The 13,815-nt window shown below is 73.2% G+C and carries 9 protein-coding genes; 3 read left to right on the forward strand and 6 right to left on the reverse strand.

Annotated elements, in window-relative coordinates; all coding sequences use genetic code 11:
• Positions 1-59: 59 nt before the first annotated feature.
• The 4 genes from Pta02_RS19170 to Pta02_RS19185 all read right to left on the reverse strand — a co-directional run bounded on the left by Pta02_RS19170 (position 60) and on the right by Pta02_RS19185 (position 7,226).
• Positions 60-2,096 carry a sensor histidine kinase gene (locus tag Pta02_RS19170; protein WP_239130926.1) on the reverse strand — a complete coding sequence of 679 codons (2,037 nt, stop codon included), beginning with the start codon at positions 2,094-2,096 and terminating at the stop codon, positions 60-62.
• A gap of 195 nt (positions 2,097-2,291) precedes the next feature.
• Positions 2,292-3,788, reverse strand: a complete 1,497-nt coding sequence (locus tag Pta02_RS42190) for a BTAD domain-containing putative transcriptional regulator (RefSeq protein WP_203876233.1) — start codon at positions 3,786-3,788, stop codon at positions 2,292-2,294.
• A 148-nt stretch (positions 3,789-3,936) separates the two neighbouring features.
• Entirely contained in the window at positions 3,937-5,937 is a 2,001-nt protein-coding gene (locus tag Pta02_RS19180) for a sensor histidine kinase (protein ID WP_239130928.1), read from the reverse strand.
• A gap of 68 nt (positions 5,938-6,005) precedes the next feature.
• Positions 6,006-7,226, reverse strand: coding sequence for an MDR family MFS transporter (locus Pta02_RS19185; RefSeq protein WP_203876234.1), 1,221 nt, complete (start codon positions 7,224-7,226; stop codon positions 6,006-6,008).
• Positions 7,227-7,273: 47 nt separating this feature from the next.
• Here Pta02_RS19185 and Pta02_RS19190 point away from each other — a divergent pair, with 47 nt between their 5' ends.
• The 3 genes from Pta02_RS19190 (at position 7,274) to Pta02_RS19200 (ending at position 11,473) form a co-directional block, all read left to right on the forward strand.
• Entirely contained in the window at positions 7,274-8,278 is a 1,005-nt protein-coding gene (locus Pta02_RS19190; RefSeq protein WP_203876235.1) for an ArsR/SmtB family transcription factor, read from the forward strand.
• Between the two features lie 201 nt (positions 8,279-8,479).
• Positions 8,480-9,841, forward strand: coding sequence for a gamma-glutamylpolyamine synthetase GlnA2 (gene glnA2, locus Pta02_RS19195; protein ID WP_203876236.1), 1,362 nt, complete (start codon positions 8,480-8,482; stop codon positions 9,839-9,841).
• A 474-nt stretch (positions 9,842-10,315) separates the two neighbouring features.
• Positions 10,316-11,473, forward strand: coding sequence for a carboxylate-amine ligase (locus Pta02_RS19200; RefSeq protein WP_203876237.1), 1,158 nt, complete (start codon positions 10,316-10,318; stop codon positions 11,471-11,473).
• Here Pta02_RS19200 and Pta02_RS19205 read toward each other — a convergent pair.
• A complete protein-coding gene (locus Pta02_RS19205) occupies positions 11,461-13,029 on the reverse strand; it encodes an NAD(P)-binding domain-containing protein (protein WP_203876238.1) in 1,569 nt (522 codons plus the stop codon). The genes Pta02_RS19200 and Pta02_RS19205 overlap by 13 nt on opposite strands.
• Positions 13,026-13,589: a carboxymuconolactone decarboxylase family protein gene (locus Pta02_RS19210; protein ID WP_203876239.1), complete on the reverse strand. Its 564-nt coding sequence runs from the start codon at positions 13,587-13,589 to the stop codon at positions 13,026-13,028. Before Pta02_RS19210 ends, Pta02_RS19205 begins: the two co-directional genes overlap by 4 nt.
• Positions 13,590-13,815: the final 226 nt, after the last annotated feature.

A 13,815-nucleotide genomic window follows, 5' to 3' on the forward strand; every position in this document is an offset into this window, starting at 1 on the left:
CAACCGAAACCTGGGACGGCGGAGAGGCGCCGGAGCCGGGGCCGGAAGCAGGGCCGGGGTCAGCGGGTGACCGGCAGAACGGCCTCCACGACCGTGCCGCCGCCGGGAGCCGGCGCGATCACGCACGTCCCGCCCAGCTCGGTGGCGCGCTCGCGCATCGAGATCAGGCCGATGCCGGAGCGGGCCTCCTCGGGCAGCCCCCGCCCGTCGTCGGTGATCCGGATCGCGAGCAGGCGCTCCTCTCGCCGCAGCGAGACCGTCGCCGAGTGAGCCCGCGCGTGCTTGCGGACGTTGGTGAGCGCCTCCTGCGCGATCCGGTAGGCGGCCACCTCGGCCGCCGCGGGCAGGTCGGACAGGTCCCCCTCGGCCTCCACCGTGACCGGGAGACCGCCCTCGGCCGCCAGGCCCCGTACGGCTCCCGCCAGGCCGAGCTCGTCCAGGGTGGGCGGGCGCAGGCCGTACACCAGCTCCCTGATCTCCTGGCCGACCGCGTCCATCCCGCCGCGCAGGTCGAGCAGGAGCCGGTCGGCCGAGGCGGGCGCGGTGCGCAGGCTGATCCGGGCCATGTTGATCGCCATGGCCATGTCGGCCAGCGCGTGGCCCAGGCCGTCGTGCAGGTCACGGCGCAGGCGGCGGCGCTCCTCCTCGCGGGCGGTCAGGATGCGCTCGCGCGAGCGCTGCAGGTCGGCGGTCATCCGTACGGCGTGCACCACGTCGGCGACGTACGGCGTGACCACGGCGATCAGCCGGTCGTTGTGGGCGGCGGCGAACCTGCGCGGCCCCGGCGGGCCGAGCAGCAGCCGGCCGACCGGCTCGCCGTGCCAGACCAGCCGGACCACCCGGGGCGCCGGCCCCAGCGTGCCGAGCTCCACCCGCCGGCTCGCCAGGTCGCGCACCTCGACCGCGACCCCGGTGACGCCGAGCCCGTCGCGGATCACCGCGGCGACGGCGCCCAGCGCGCCCGCGGGCTCGGCCTCGCCGACCTGCCGGGCCAGCCGGGCGGCCAGGACGGCGGGGTCGCCGTGCGTGCCGTACATGAGCCGGTCGACCAGGCGCCGCAGCCGGTTGCGCAGCGGGTGGAAGAACACCCCGGCGACCAGCGCGGCGGCCAGGCCGCCGATCCGGTCGTAGCCGGACAGGAACACCCCGGCCACGGCGCCCGCGCCGAAGTAGACCAGGCTGACCGCGGCGACCAGCCCCGCGGCGACGAAGGCGCGGCTGACCACGGTGTCGATGCCGTACAGCCGGTAGCGCAGCGCGGCGAAGGCGATCGCGACGGCGGTGATGGCGGTCCACAGCGTGGACATCGGCCACCAGTCCGTCCCACCGATCAGGAAGAAGGTGTAGACGGCGAAAGCGGACATCGGCCAGGCGATCTGGCGCCGCCCGGCCGGGTCGGCCCGGCGGAAGCGCATCACCAGGGAGATCACGGCCACCACGACGAGCCCCACGAGGATCGCCTGGATGACCGCCTGCACGGTGCCGGCGTGGAAGGCGAGCGCCTCGACGCCGATCGGGTTGGGGATCGGCTCGGGCCAGCGCGACCGCTCCCGGGGCGGCGAGGGGAGGAGGAGCTGGTAGCAGGTCTGGAGGACGAGCATGGAGATCGACAGCGCCAGCACCGGCCGCCAGCGCCGCGACGGCAGGCGGCCGTCGGGGGAGAACAGCGGCATGATGACGCCCAGCAGCATGCCGCCGATCCCCCAGCCCACGCTCATCAGCAGGCGGAAATATCCCGAGGCGGCCATGTCGCCCGCGGCCCCGGCCGCCAGCGTCGCCGACGTCGCGAAGGCGTTGACCGCGCACCCCAGCCCGCCGGCGCACATCAGCCAGCCGGTGATCCGGGGCGCGCCGTGCGCCAGCAGGAAGATCCCGATCAGGGGGAAGGTCAGGCCCGCCGCGGTGTCGGGAGTGGCCGGGACGCCGGTGTTCCACGCGGGCGGCAGGCCGAGACCGGTGACGAACCCCCATACGGTGAGTACGGCGGAGGCCAGGGCCGTCACGGCGGCGAGGACTCCCCGGGGCGAGGCGAGGAAGGCGGCCATCGCACTGGGACGCGGCCCGTCGAAGTCGCCGGTGCCGGCGGGCCCGTCCACCGCGTCCACTCCGTGCCCGGGGCTCTGCGCGGTCCGCGCGCCCGGCCGCCCGGGACCCTCGGACGCGTCCTGTATCCCCGGTCCGGGTCCGTCCGCCGCATTCTGTGCGCCCGGTCCGGGTCCGTCCGCCGCATCCTGCGCGGCCTGCCCGCCGGGAGCGGCGCGCCGGTCTCCTCCCGCCTGCCCGAACATCGGTTACCTGCTCACGTCGCCGGGGTTGACCAGGCCGGACTCGTAGGCCGCGACGACGAGCTGGGCGCGGTCGAACAGGCCGAGGTGGTCCAGGAGCTTGTTCACGGACTGGGCCACCGACTGCTCGGGGACCGCCAGGGTGGCGGCGATCTGCCGGTTGGTGAGCCCGCGGGCGACCAGCTTGAGCAGGTCGAGCTCGGTGTCGCCGAGACCGGCCAGCGCGGGCGGGGCCGCGGGGTCGGTGCGCCCGGCGAAGGCGGAGATGAGGCGGGTGGTGACGGCCGGGTCGATCAGCGCGTCACCGGCCTGCGCGGCGCGCATGGCGGTGATGAGCTGTTCGGGCGCGGAGGTCTTGAGCACGAAGCCGCTGACCCCGGCCCGCAGCGCCGAGTAGAGGTTGTCGTCGGTGCCGAACGTGGTCATCATGATCACCTTCGGCGGGTCCTCGTCGGCGAGGATCCGCCGCGCGGCGGTCAGGCCGTCCAGGCGCGGCATCTGGATGTCCATGAGCACCACGTCGGGACGGGTCTCGCGGACCATCGCGATCGCCTGCTCGCCGTCGCACGCCTCGCCGGCGAGCTCGAAGCCCGGCTCGCTGTCCAGCACCACCCGCAGACCGGTGCGCACCAGCGCCTGGTCGTCGACCACGACGACACGCAGCGGCGGCGGCCCGGCCGGAGCGGGCACGGGGGAGGCCGCGGGCGCGGCGGGCGTCTCGGCCGGGACCGCGGTGACCGGATGTCCCGCGGGCAGGTCCAGGTGGGGGGCCTGGGCCAGGATGTCGGACTCCAGGCGCTGGAGTGCGGCGCCGAGGTCGAGGCCCAGCTCCTCGCGGACCACCGTCCTGGCGCGTCGGAGCGCTCCCAGCGCGTCGCCCTGCCGGCCCCCGCGGTACAGGGTCAGGGCCAGCAGCCGCCAGCCCTCCTCCCTGAGGGGGTGGGCCGACACGTGCGCCTCCAGGTCCGCGACCAGGGCCGCCGAGTGGCCCAGCGCCAGCCCCGCGTCGGCGCGCCGCTCGACCGCGGTCAGCCGGAGCTCCTCCAGCCGCCCGGCCTCGGTCACCGCCCACGACAGGTCGGAGAACTCGGCCAGCGCGGGCCCCCGCCACAGGGAGAGCGCCTCCTCCATGCGCTCCCACACGGCGGCCGGGGGGCCGTCCGTCTTGACCGCGTTCTCGAACCGCCAGGCGTCAACCTGCCCGGTCTCGGCGCGCAGCGCGTACCCGGGCGGGGCCGAGACCAGCACCTCGGCCTCCTCGCGGGGCGCGCGGCCCGGCTCCAGCGCGCGGCGCAGCCGCGACACGTAACCCTGGATGGTGGACAGCGCCTGGGCCGGCGGCTCGCCCGGCCAGAGCTCGTCGATGAGCACGCTCACAGGGACGGCGCGGCCCTTGGCTACGAGAAGCCGGGCGAGCACCGCCATCTGGCGTTGTCCGCCCAGGTCGAGCACCACATCACCGTGGCGCGCCTGGAACGGTCCTAGTGCACGGAATGTCAGCATCGCAGCAGTAAGGGTACGGCTACCTGGACTAACGTCATACGGCAACATTCACCATCGTTCGCTCGCTGTGGATCTCACGGTGAGATCTCACGGTGAGATCCCGTTGTGAGACTCGCTGTGGGATCTGCGGGTTCTGTGGGACATCGGGTCAGTGGCAGGGCTCCGTGTCGAGGGTCAGGGGCAGCACCGCCTCGACCACCGTGCCGCCCCCGGGCGGCGATGTGATCATGCAGGTGCCGCCGAGTTCGGCGGCGCGCTCGCGCATCGAGGCCAGCCCCACACCGGAGCGCCGGTCGGGCGGCACGCCCGTCCCGTCGTCGCTCACCCGGACGCCCAGGTGCCCCTCGCGCTCCAGCGAGACGCGCACGACGGAGGCCCCCGCGTGCTTGCGGACGTTGGTCAGCGCCTCCTGGACGATCCGGTAGGCGGCCACCTCGGCGGCGGCCGGCAGCCCGTGCAGGTCGCCGCCCACCTCGACCTGCACGCCCGGCCCGGCCATCTCCCTGATCGCCCCGGCCAGGCCGAGGTCGTCCAGGGCCGGGGGGCGCAGGCCGTACACCAGGTGCCTGATGTCGCTGGTGACGCTGTCCATGCCGGAGCGCAGTCCGTCGAGCAGCCGTTCGGCGTTCTCGGGGGATTCGTGCAGATAGCCGCGGGCCGCGTTGATGGACATGGCCATGCCGCTGAGCGACTGCCCCAGGCCGTCGTGCAGGTCGCGGCGGAGACGGCGGCGCTCCTCCTCGCGGGCGGCGATGATCCGCTCGCGGGAGCGGCTCAGCGCGCCGACCAGCCGGACCGCGTGGGCGGCATCGGCCACGTACGGCGCGAGCGCGGCGATCACACGCTCGTTGTGCGCGGCGGGCAGCCGCCGGGCCCCCGGCGGGCCGATGAGCAGCCGGCCCACCGGCTCGCCGTGCCAGACCAGCTCGACCTCGCGGACCACCTCGCCGAGCTCGCCCGAGGTCGTCGGCGCGGGCCACTCGCCGGCCTGCCCGCCGGCGGGGGGCTCCCCGGCGAACCGCACGGCCACCCCGGTGACGGACAGCCCTTCGCGCAGCACCTCCAGCGCCGCGGGCAGGCCCTCGGCGGGGTCGATCCGCTGCAGCCGCCGCCGCAGCTCCCCGGCCAGCGCCACCGGGTCGCCCCTGCTGCCGTAGAGCAGCCGGTCGACGCCGCGCTGCAGCAGCGTGCGCAGCGGGTGGAAGAAGGCGCCGGCGCACAGGGCGGCGAGCAGCCCGCCGATCTCGTACACATCCGACAGGAGCACGCTGGAGGCCGCGACCACCGCGACGTAGGCGCCGCCGATGACACCGACGAGGCCCGCGCCGACCAGGGCGCGGCTGAGGAGGGTGTCGATGCCGTAGAGCCCGTGCCGCAGGATCGCGAACGCGATCGCGGCCGGGATGAGCGGGACGGTGAACGAGGCCAGCCACCAGACCGAGCCGCCGATCGCCCACGGGACGATCAGGCCCGCGAACGCGAACAGGGGCCAGATGATCTGGCGCCGCTCGGCCGGTCCCGCGCGCCGCAGGCGGATCGCCAGCGAGGCGAACGCCAGGCCCATCACCCCCGAGGTCAGAGCGCGCAGGGCCTCGGTGAGGGCCGGCACGGGCGCGACCGCCTCCAGAAGGACGAGTGCCGACCGCAGGGCGTCGGCGCCCACGACCAGGACGGCCGCGGCGATCAGATATCGCCAGCGGGGCGAGGGCAGGCGGCCGGTCGGGTACAGCAGCGGCAGCAGCACGCCCAGCAGGAAGGTCGCCAGGGCCCAGCTCTGGCCGACGATCACCCACAGCGGCTTGGGCGCGCCGAAGACGTAAGGAGTGGGCGCCTGCAGCAGGGCGGCGTTGGCCGCCAGGATGTTGACCGCGCAGGCCAGGCCGCCCAGGGCCAGCAGCCAGCCGATGAGCAGCCGGGGCCGCCGGAGGATCAGCAGGGCGCCGAAGATCGGGAAGGCCGTGCCCGCCATGTCCTCGGGTGCGAAGGGCAGGGGGGTGTAGCCGGGCTGCGGCAGCTTGGCGGTCACCACGATGTTGGTGCATTCGAGGGCCACGGACAGGACGGCGATCAGCACCCCGCCCAGGCGCATGCGGCCGTTCGCCCCGGCGAAGAAGCTCGCCGGGGCCGATCCGCCCAGCTTGCGCGTCATATGGCCCCTTTATGTACGGACTTAGAGGGACATTAGTCGCAGTGAGCAAATGTTCAATCAAAATGCGTTCAACGCGATATTGATCCGGTACGGCGGCGCAGCGCCGGGCCGATCGCGAGCAGGCCGCCGGCGGCCACCAGCTCGATCGCGCCGATGGTCAGCCAGAGGGCGGTGGGCCCGGCGTCGAGCAGCCGGGTGCCGACCAGCGGGGCCAGCATGGTCCCGGCCGACCAGGAGAAGCCGAACATGCCCGAGTAGCGCCCGCGCAGGTGCGCGGGGGCGAGGGAGGCCACGATGGCGCCGGGGATGCCCGCGGTGACGATCTCGCCCAGCGTCCAGACGACCACGGTGAGCGCGTACCCGATGACGCTGGAGGCCAGGGCGGTCAGCGCGAAGCCGCCGCCGATCACCGCGAACCCGATCGCGAGCGTGGTGCTGTGGTCCCGCCTGCCGAACCAGTCGGCCGTCAGCGGCTGGATCAGCACGATCAGGATGCCGTTGACGGCCATGACCAGGCCGTAGCCGACCTCGCCGAACCCCGCGCCGGTCATGGCCAGCGGCAGGGTCGTGAACGCCTGGGCGTAGACCAGGCTGGAGAGCACGCAGACCGCGAGATAGGCGACCATCAGCCGGTCCCCGAGCACCGTGCCGAACCCGCCGCCCGCGGCGCCCTCGCGCCGGTCCGGCTCCGGCCTGGTCTCCGGCACCGCCCGCCACACCAGCAGCCCGAAGATCACCGCGGTGGTCGCGTTGAACCAGAACATCCAGCCGTAACCCGCCTCGGCCAGCCAGCCGCCGACGACCATCGCCACCGCGAAGCCCAGGTTCAGCGCCCAGAACAGCAGGCCGTAGGCGCGCGGCCGGTCCTCGGCGGAGACCAGGTCGGCCACCAGCGCGTTGGAGGCGGGCCGGTAGGCGTCGAGCGTCAGGCCGAGCACGAACATCGCGGCCACGATCGCGGGCAGCGAGGTGCTGGCCCCCAGCGCGACCATGGTCGCGGCGGTCGCGATCATGCCTCCGGTCAGCGTGATCCGCCGCCCCAGCCGGTCGGCCAGCCAGCCCGCCAGGATCTGTGAGATCAGCGAACCCGCCCCGAAGACCGCCATCACCGCGCCCGCGGCGGCCAGGGACATGCCGCGCGCCTGGGTCAGGTAGACGCCGATGAACGGCTCGACCATCATGCCCACCCGGTTGACCAGCGTCCCCGTCCACAGCGCCCAGAAGGCCCGGGGCAGACCGCCGATCTTGGATTGCAGGAAGGTGGGCTTGGAGAGGGTCGTGGTCGTCATGGGACCAGCGTTGGACAGGTGTTCGTAAAGGTGCGAATCTTTTAGCCGTGCCTAAAGGATCGAAGGAGGGCGGGGCCCGGAAGAACTCCTGCCACGTCGAGTGGATCTTCGCCCCCCACGACGTGGCCCGCATCCGCTTCGCCTTCTCGCCGATCTGGGAGCTGGTGGCCAGCCTGCGCACGCTCCGCGATCCGGCCAGGCGCTCCCTGCACCTGCCCTGGGTGCGCGCCGTACGGCCCCGCCTGGCCGGGCTGGACCTGTCCGAGCTGTTCGCGCTGGTCCCCAAGAACGGCTACATGGTCGACTTCATGACCCCCACCCCCGAGACCCCGGTGCCCGACTTCGCCGCCGAGCTGGAGCGGGTACGGCGCACGCCGCCCGATCGGGCCGCCGCGGAGGCGGGCTGGGTCTCCGGGGCCGACCCGCGGATCATCGAGCGGTTCGTCGCCGACCCCGCGGCCGGGGTGGCCCGGGTCGCCGACACCCTCCGGCGCTACTGGGAGGCTGCCTTCGCCGAGTTCTGGCCCCGCGTGCACGGCCTGCTGGAGAGCGAGGTGACGCGCCGCTCCCGGCAGCTGGCCGCGGGCGGCGCCCGGGAGCTCTTCGCCGACCTGCACCCGAACGTCACCTGGCGCGGCGACAGGCTCGCCGTCGCGCGCCGCTGGGAGTACTCCGCCCCGCTGGGCGGCGACGGCCTGGTGCTCGTGCCGACCGCCTTCTGGTGGCCGGACACCGCCGTGATGGTCGAGCCGTACCAGCCGATGCTCATCTACCCCGCCACCGGCGTCGGCACCCTGTGGACCACCGGCCCGCCGCCCGCGCCCGGCGCCCTGGCCGCGCTGATCGGCCGCACCCGCGCGCAGATCCTCACCGCCCTCGCCGACCCGGTCACCACCTCGGCCCTGGCCCGGCGGATGGACCTCACGCCCGGGGCGGTCAGCCAGCACCTGACCGTCCTGACCGACGGCGGGCTGGCGGCCCGCCGCCGGCTCGGCCGCGAGGTCGTCTACAGCCGTACCCCGGTCGGCGACTCCCTGGTCTGCTCCTCCTGATGTCCCGGCCTTCCCGCTCCCGGATCCCGGCGGCCGGGCACGGTTCCGTGCGGGCGCGGCGGGAAGGACACTGGGATCGGGGCCGTGACGAGGCCGATGCGGTATCGCGGCGCCGTTCCTCGTAACGTGTGCGAAACACGCAGCGGGCAGACTGATAGACGACCAGGCGTGTCGCATCGCGCCGTCAGTGGAGGAGAGGCCTTGGACCGCCAGCAGGAGTTCGTTCTCCGGACGCTCGAGGAGCGCGACATCCGGTTCATCCGGCTCTGGTTCACCGACGTTCTCGGGTTCCTCAAGTCCGTCGCCGTCGCCCCGGCCGAGCTCGAGGGAGCCTTCGCCGAGGGCATCGGCTTCGACGGCTCGGCCATCGAGGGCTTCGCCCGCGTCTACGAGTCGGACATGCTGGCCAAGCCCGACCCGGCGACCTTCCAGATCCTGCCCTGGCGCAGCGAGAACCCGGGCGCGGCCCGGATGTTCTGCGACATCCTCATGCCGGACGGCTCGCCTTCGCACGCCGACCCGCGCTGGGTGCTCAAGAAGACCCTGGCCAAGGCCTCCGACATGGGCTTCAGCTTCTACACCCATCCCGAGGTCGAGTTCTTCCTGCTGAAGAACCGGCCCGAGCGCGGCACGCGGCCCGAGCCCATCGACGAGGGCGGCTACTTCGACCACACCCCGCACAGCTCCGGCCACGACTTCCGGCGTCAGGCGATCATGATGCTGGAGTCGATGGGCATCTCGGTCGAGTACAGCCACCACGAAGGCGGTCCCGGCCAGCAGGAGATCGACCTGCGCTACGCCGACGCGCTCACCACCGCCGACAACATCATGACCTTCCGTCTGATCATGAAGGAGGTCGCGCTGGAGCAGGGCATCTGGGCGAGCTTCATGCCCAAGCCCTTCACCGAGTACCCCGGCTCCGGCATGCACACCCACATGTCGCTGTTCGAGGGCGACCGCAACGCCTTCCACGAGCCCGGCGCCGAGTACCAGCTGTCCAAGACCGGCCGCGCCTTCATCGGCGGCCTGCTGGCCCACGCCGCCGAGATCACCGCCGTCTGCAACCAGTGGGTCAACTCCTACAAGCGCCTGTGGGGCGGCGCCGAGGCGATCGCCGGCCAGGGCGGCGAGGCCCCGAGCTACATCTCCTGGGGCCACAACAACCGCTCGGCCCTGGTCCGCGTGCCGATGTACAAGCCGCACAAGAGCGGCTCCACCCGCATCGAGTTCCGCTCGCTCGACTCCGCCTGCAACCCCTACCTCGCCTTCGCGGTGATCCTCGCCGCCGGTCTGAAGGGCATCGAGGAGGGCTACGAGATGCCCCCCGGCGCCGAGGACGACGTCTGGGCCCTGACCAGCGCCGAACGCCGCGCCCTCGGCATCGCCCCCCTCCCGCAGTCCCTGGACGAGGCCATCGCCACCATGGAGCGCAGCGAACTGGTCGCCGAGACCCTCGGCGAGCACGTCTTCGACTACTTCCTGCGCAACAAGCGCGCCGAGTGGAGCGAGTACCGCCGCCAGGTCACCGAATACGAGCTCGGCCGCTATCTGCCGGTCCTGTGACCGCAGGCCGGCGGTGACCGGTCGGGCGCGAGGGTTCTGCCCGCGCCCGTGGAGGTGAGCCGCGGGGCCCGGCGGGGAGCCCGCCCTAGGGACGCAGCAGCTGCGGGACCGCGGAGGGGTTCCGCACTTGTGGATCAACGTGGGACGCTCTCCGGCATGACCGGGACCCGCCGTTCCAGGTGCTCCTCGTCTTCCTGGGCGCCGCGGTGGCCGGGCGGGCCCTGCGATTCGAGGCGGGGTTCCGCGAGCACCGCCGACGGTGATCGGGGGGACCCGGCCGATCCGTATGACGGGTTGTGACCGTCCCGGCCCCGTGACGTCCTCCTCCACCACCCCTGTCGGCCGACGACAGGCCCCTGCTTTCCGGGAGAAAGGCGATCTTCCGCCTGTGCGGTCGCGGTCCGGTCGATAGTGTGGCGGCGTCGATCACCGTGCCGTCGATCGCGGGGGAGGCGTTCCCCGCTGGGAGTGCAGATGACCGTGACCGCGGACTCCGCGCGTCCGATGCCCTTCGACGCGCTCTGCCCGCTGGTGGGGGTGGAGGAGGAGTACTTCGTCGTCGACCCCCTCACCCGCGAGGCGGCGCCCCGGGCGGCCGCGGTGCTGGAGCGGGCCGCGGCCGAGCTCGGCGGGACGGTCAGCTCGGAGATCACCCGGTACCAGGTGGAGGCCAAGACGGCGCCGTGCGCGCGCACCTCCGAGCTGGAGGAGCGGATACGGCGGATGCGGGCGGCGATGGCCGCCGCGGCGCAGCGGGAGGGGCTCGCCGTGGTCGCCTCGGGGACGCCGGTCCTGGGTGACGTCGTCCCGCCGCTGATCACCGAGGACCCGCGCTACGAGGTGGGCATCGCCACCTACCGGTCCCTCCACGACGAGCAGGCCATCTGCGCCGGGCACGTCCACGTGCACCTGCCGGACCGGGAGCGGGCGGTGCTGGTGGGCAACCACCTGCGGCCGTGGCTGCCGGTGCTGCTGGCGATGACGGCCAACTCGCCGCTGTGGGCGGGACGCGACACCGGCTACGCCAGCTGGCGGGCCCTGTGCTGGGGCAAGTGGCCGGTGGCCGGGCCGCCGCCGTACTTCGCCTCCCTCGCCGAGTTCGAGGAGACGATCGCGGCGCTGACCGAGTCGGGGGCGCTGGTCGACCCCGGGACGATCTTCTGGGACGTACGGCCGTCCGCGCGGCTGCCGACGCTGGAGGTCCGGGTGGCCGACGTGCCCGCCACCGCGGGGGAGTCGGCGATGCTCGCGGCCGTGGTGCGCGGCCTGGTGGTGACGTCCCTGCAGCGGGTGGAGCGCGGCGACCCGGGCCCGCCGCTGCCGGCCGAGCGGCTGCGCGCGGCCTACTGGCGGGCGGCGCGCGACGGCCTGGACGGGCACGGCGTCGATCCCGGCACCGGCCGGCTGCGGCCCGCCGGCGAGCTGCTGGAGGCGTTGCTGCGGCACATCGGCCCGGCCCTGGAGGAGACCGGCGACCTGGACATGGTCGGCGGGCGGATGGCGTGGCTGCGCGCCGCCGGCACCGGGGCGGCGCGTCAGCGGGCCGCCCTCGGCCGGCGCGGGCGGCCCGCCGACGTGGTCGACGATCTGGTGGCGCGGCTGGTGGAGCGGGACACCGCTCAGGCCGGGTGAGCCTCCCCTGAGGCGAGCCGCGCGGCCAGGAAGTCGCGCAGCGGCCGCACGTGCCGTACCGGATCCAGCCAGCGGGCCATCAGGTCCTCCAGCAGGTGCTGCTCGCCCGTCTGCTCACGGTGCCGCCAGGCCCGCACGACCGGGTGCAGGAAGGCGCTCTCGTCGGCCCGCTCGGGGGTGGGGTGCCGCCGGATGGCGAACACGTCGGGATGGTCCCGGCGCCCCCAGCGCAGGGTGACGGTGAAGTACAGCGGGTGCCCGCCGAAGCGCTCGACCGCGTAGTCCTCCGGCAGGTCCTCGTAGCGTGTGACCTCCCCGGTGGTCTCGTCGACCACGTACACGTCGCACAGGTACTCGAACTGCGTCCACAGCGCCGAGCTGTAGTTGACCCGCTCCAGCATGGCGGTGGTCAGCCCGTCCGGGTCGGCCGGAAGGGTCCGCCGGTCGAGCGGGACGCCCTCGTAGCGCTCGCGGAGCAGGGCGGTCATGGTGCGCAGGTTGTAGCGGAACCCGTCGATGAACGCCGAGGAGGCGCGTTTGAAGTCGCGGGCCTGCATCAGGGTGCCCGCGAAGTACAGGCCGTCGACGTTGACCGACCGGAAGTCGGGGCGGATCGCCGGAAGCCGCCCGCCGGGGACGCGCTCGGGCAGGCAGGAGTCGTCGAAGAGCGAGGTGTCCATGGTGAAGCCGGTGCAGCGCAGCACGTCGTCGTACTCCAGCAGCGCCTGCTCGCCGTCGGCCAGGGTGTAGGTGATGGCGACCTCGAAGTGGTCGCCGTCGCGCCGGATCCGGTCGACGTCGCACTCCAGCACCCCGTGCAGGGTCTTGAACCAGTAGCTGTCCAGCAGCGCGCCGTACTGGCCGCGCACGTGGCCGGGATGCTTGCTCGTCCAGGCCAGGCGCACCGGGCTCGGGCTGGCCAGGTGGACCACCGCCGCGTGGCCGAGCAGGGCCTGGGCGGTCTCGAACGCCGAGTTGCCCTTACCGATGATCAGGACCCGCCGGTCGGTGAAGTCCTCCCCGGAGACGGGCATGTCCTCATACCCCCGGGCCAGCTCGATCCCGGGGATGTCGGGGACGTACGGCCCGCCCCACCCGGCCGCGACGATCACGCACTCGGCGTGGAAGACCTCACCCCCGGCGTGTACGGCGAAGCGGTCGCCGGTCTTCTCGATCCGGTCGACGGGCGTGGAGAAGCGCACGTTGAGCCGGTGCCCGCGCTGGAAGTCGGTGAGATAGCGGACCAGGTCGTCGGCCTGGGGGAAGTAATCCTGCGAGTAGCGGGGGAACATCAGCTCCGGCTCGTCGTTGAGCAGCGAGTTCCAGTCCCAGCGCAGGGCGATCTCCGGGTCCTTCTGGCCGGTGTGGACCTTGTTCAGCGAGATCAGCCTGCGGTGGCGCGGATAGCGGCGGAAGAACCCCCCGGGCCCGGCCTCGCGCTCCAGGGTGAGATAGTCGGCCCCGGCGCGCTGCAGGAAGTAGCTGAGCTGCAGTCCGCCCGGACCGGCACCGATGATCAGATAGCGATGGGCGCGCCCCCCGGCTCCGGCCGTCATCGGGCCCGCTGCTCCGCCGGGGCGGCCTCGCGCGCGTATCCGGCCGTGACGATCACCTCGGCCATCGCGGCATAGGCCGCCGGGTCGTCGGGGGCGAAGGTGCCCAGGCCGTCGACGTAGCGGTTGAACATGCAGAAGGCCGCGGCGATCAGCACGGTGTCGTGGATCTCGACGTCGGTGGCGCCCTCGCGCCGGGCGCTGAGGATCAGGTCCTCGGTGACGGCCCTGCCGCTGCGCTGGACCGCGCCGGCGATGGCCAGCAGGGCCTTGAGCTTGGCCGGGATCGGCGCGCCGGCCGGGTCGGCGCGCACCTGCTCCACCAGCTCCATGCCCTCGGGCAACTGGGCCGCGGCGAAGGCGGAGTGCGAGGAGCAGCAGAACCGGCACTCGTTGAGGCCGGAGACGTAGGCCGCGATCAGCTCGCGCTCCCCGCGCGTCAGCGTGCTCTCTCCGCGCAGCAGCACCTCGGCCAGCTGGTTCAGCGGCAGGGCCGTCTCGGGGCGGAAGCGGAACAGGCCGCGGATTCCCGGGTCGTCGGAGTTGAGGGAGATGTGCGGCATGGCGCTCCTTATACGGACGCGTGGAAAATCCACTTACGCGACGAACGAATCCGCCCGACCGATCCTGATGATCGCCACATCGCCGTCCGGCTGTCAATGCCGGATTCACCCCTATTGTTGCAATAAGGGTTCGTCACTATTCCGGGAATTGTCGGGTCCGCCTGGCCATACGGTAAGTCTGTTATTGCCGTATTGTCGATTTCGGTGAATCGGGCGTAACGTCACT

It is taken from the genome of Paraplanobispora takensis, assembly GCF_016863195.1.
GTDB classification, from domain to species: domain Bacteria; phylum Actinomycetota; class Actinomycetes; order Streptosporangiales; family Streptosporangiaceae; genus Planobispora; species Planobispora takensis.

Bases quoted from the DNA above. Each gene is read 5' to 3' on its own strand.
- Pta02_RS42190 (WP_203876233.1), bottom strand. From the start codon at position 3,788: ATGCTGACATTCCGTGCACTAGGACCGTTCCAGGCGCGCCACGGTGAT.
- Pta02_RS19180 (WP_239130928.1), bottom strand. From the start codon at position 5,937: ATGACGCGCAAGCTGGGCGGATCGGCCCCGGCGAGCTTCTTCGCCGGG.
- Pta02_RS19185 (WP_203876234.1), bottom strand. From the start codon at position 7,226: ATGACGACCACGACCCTCTCCAAGCCCACCTTCCTGCAATCCAAGATC.
- Pta02_RS19200 (WP_203876237.1), top strand. From the start codon at position 10,316: ATGACCGTGACCGCGGACTCCGCGCGTCCGATGCCCTTCGACGCGCTC.
- Pta02_RS19205 (WP_203876238.1), bottom strand. From the start codon at position 13,029: ATGACGGCCGGAGCCGGGGGGCGCGCCCATCGCTATCTGATCATCGGT.
- Pta02_RS19210 (WP_203876239.1), bottom strand. From the start codon at position 13,589: ATGCCGCACATCTCCCTCAACTCCGACGACCCGGGAATCCGCGGCCTG.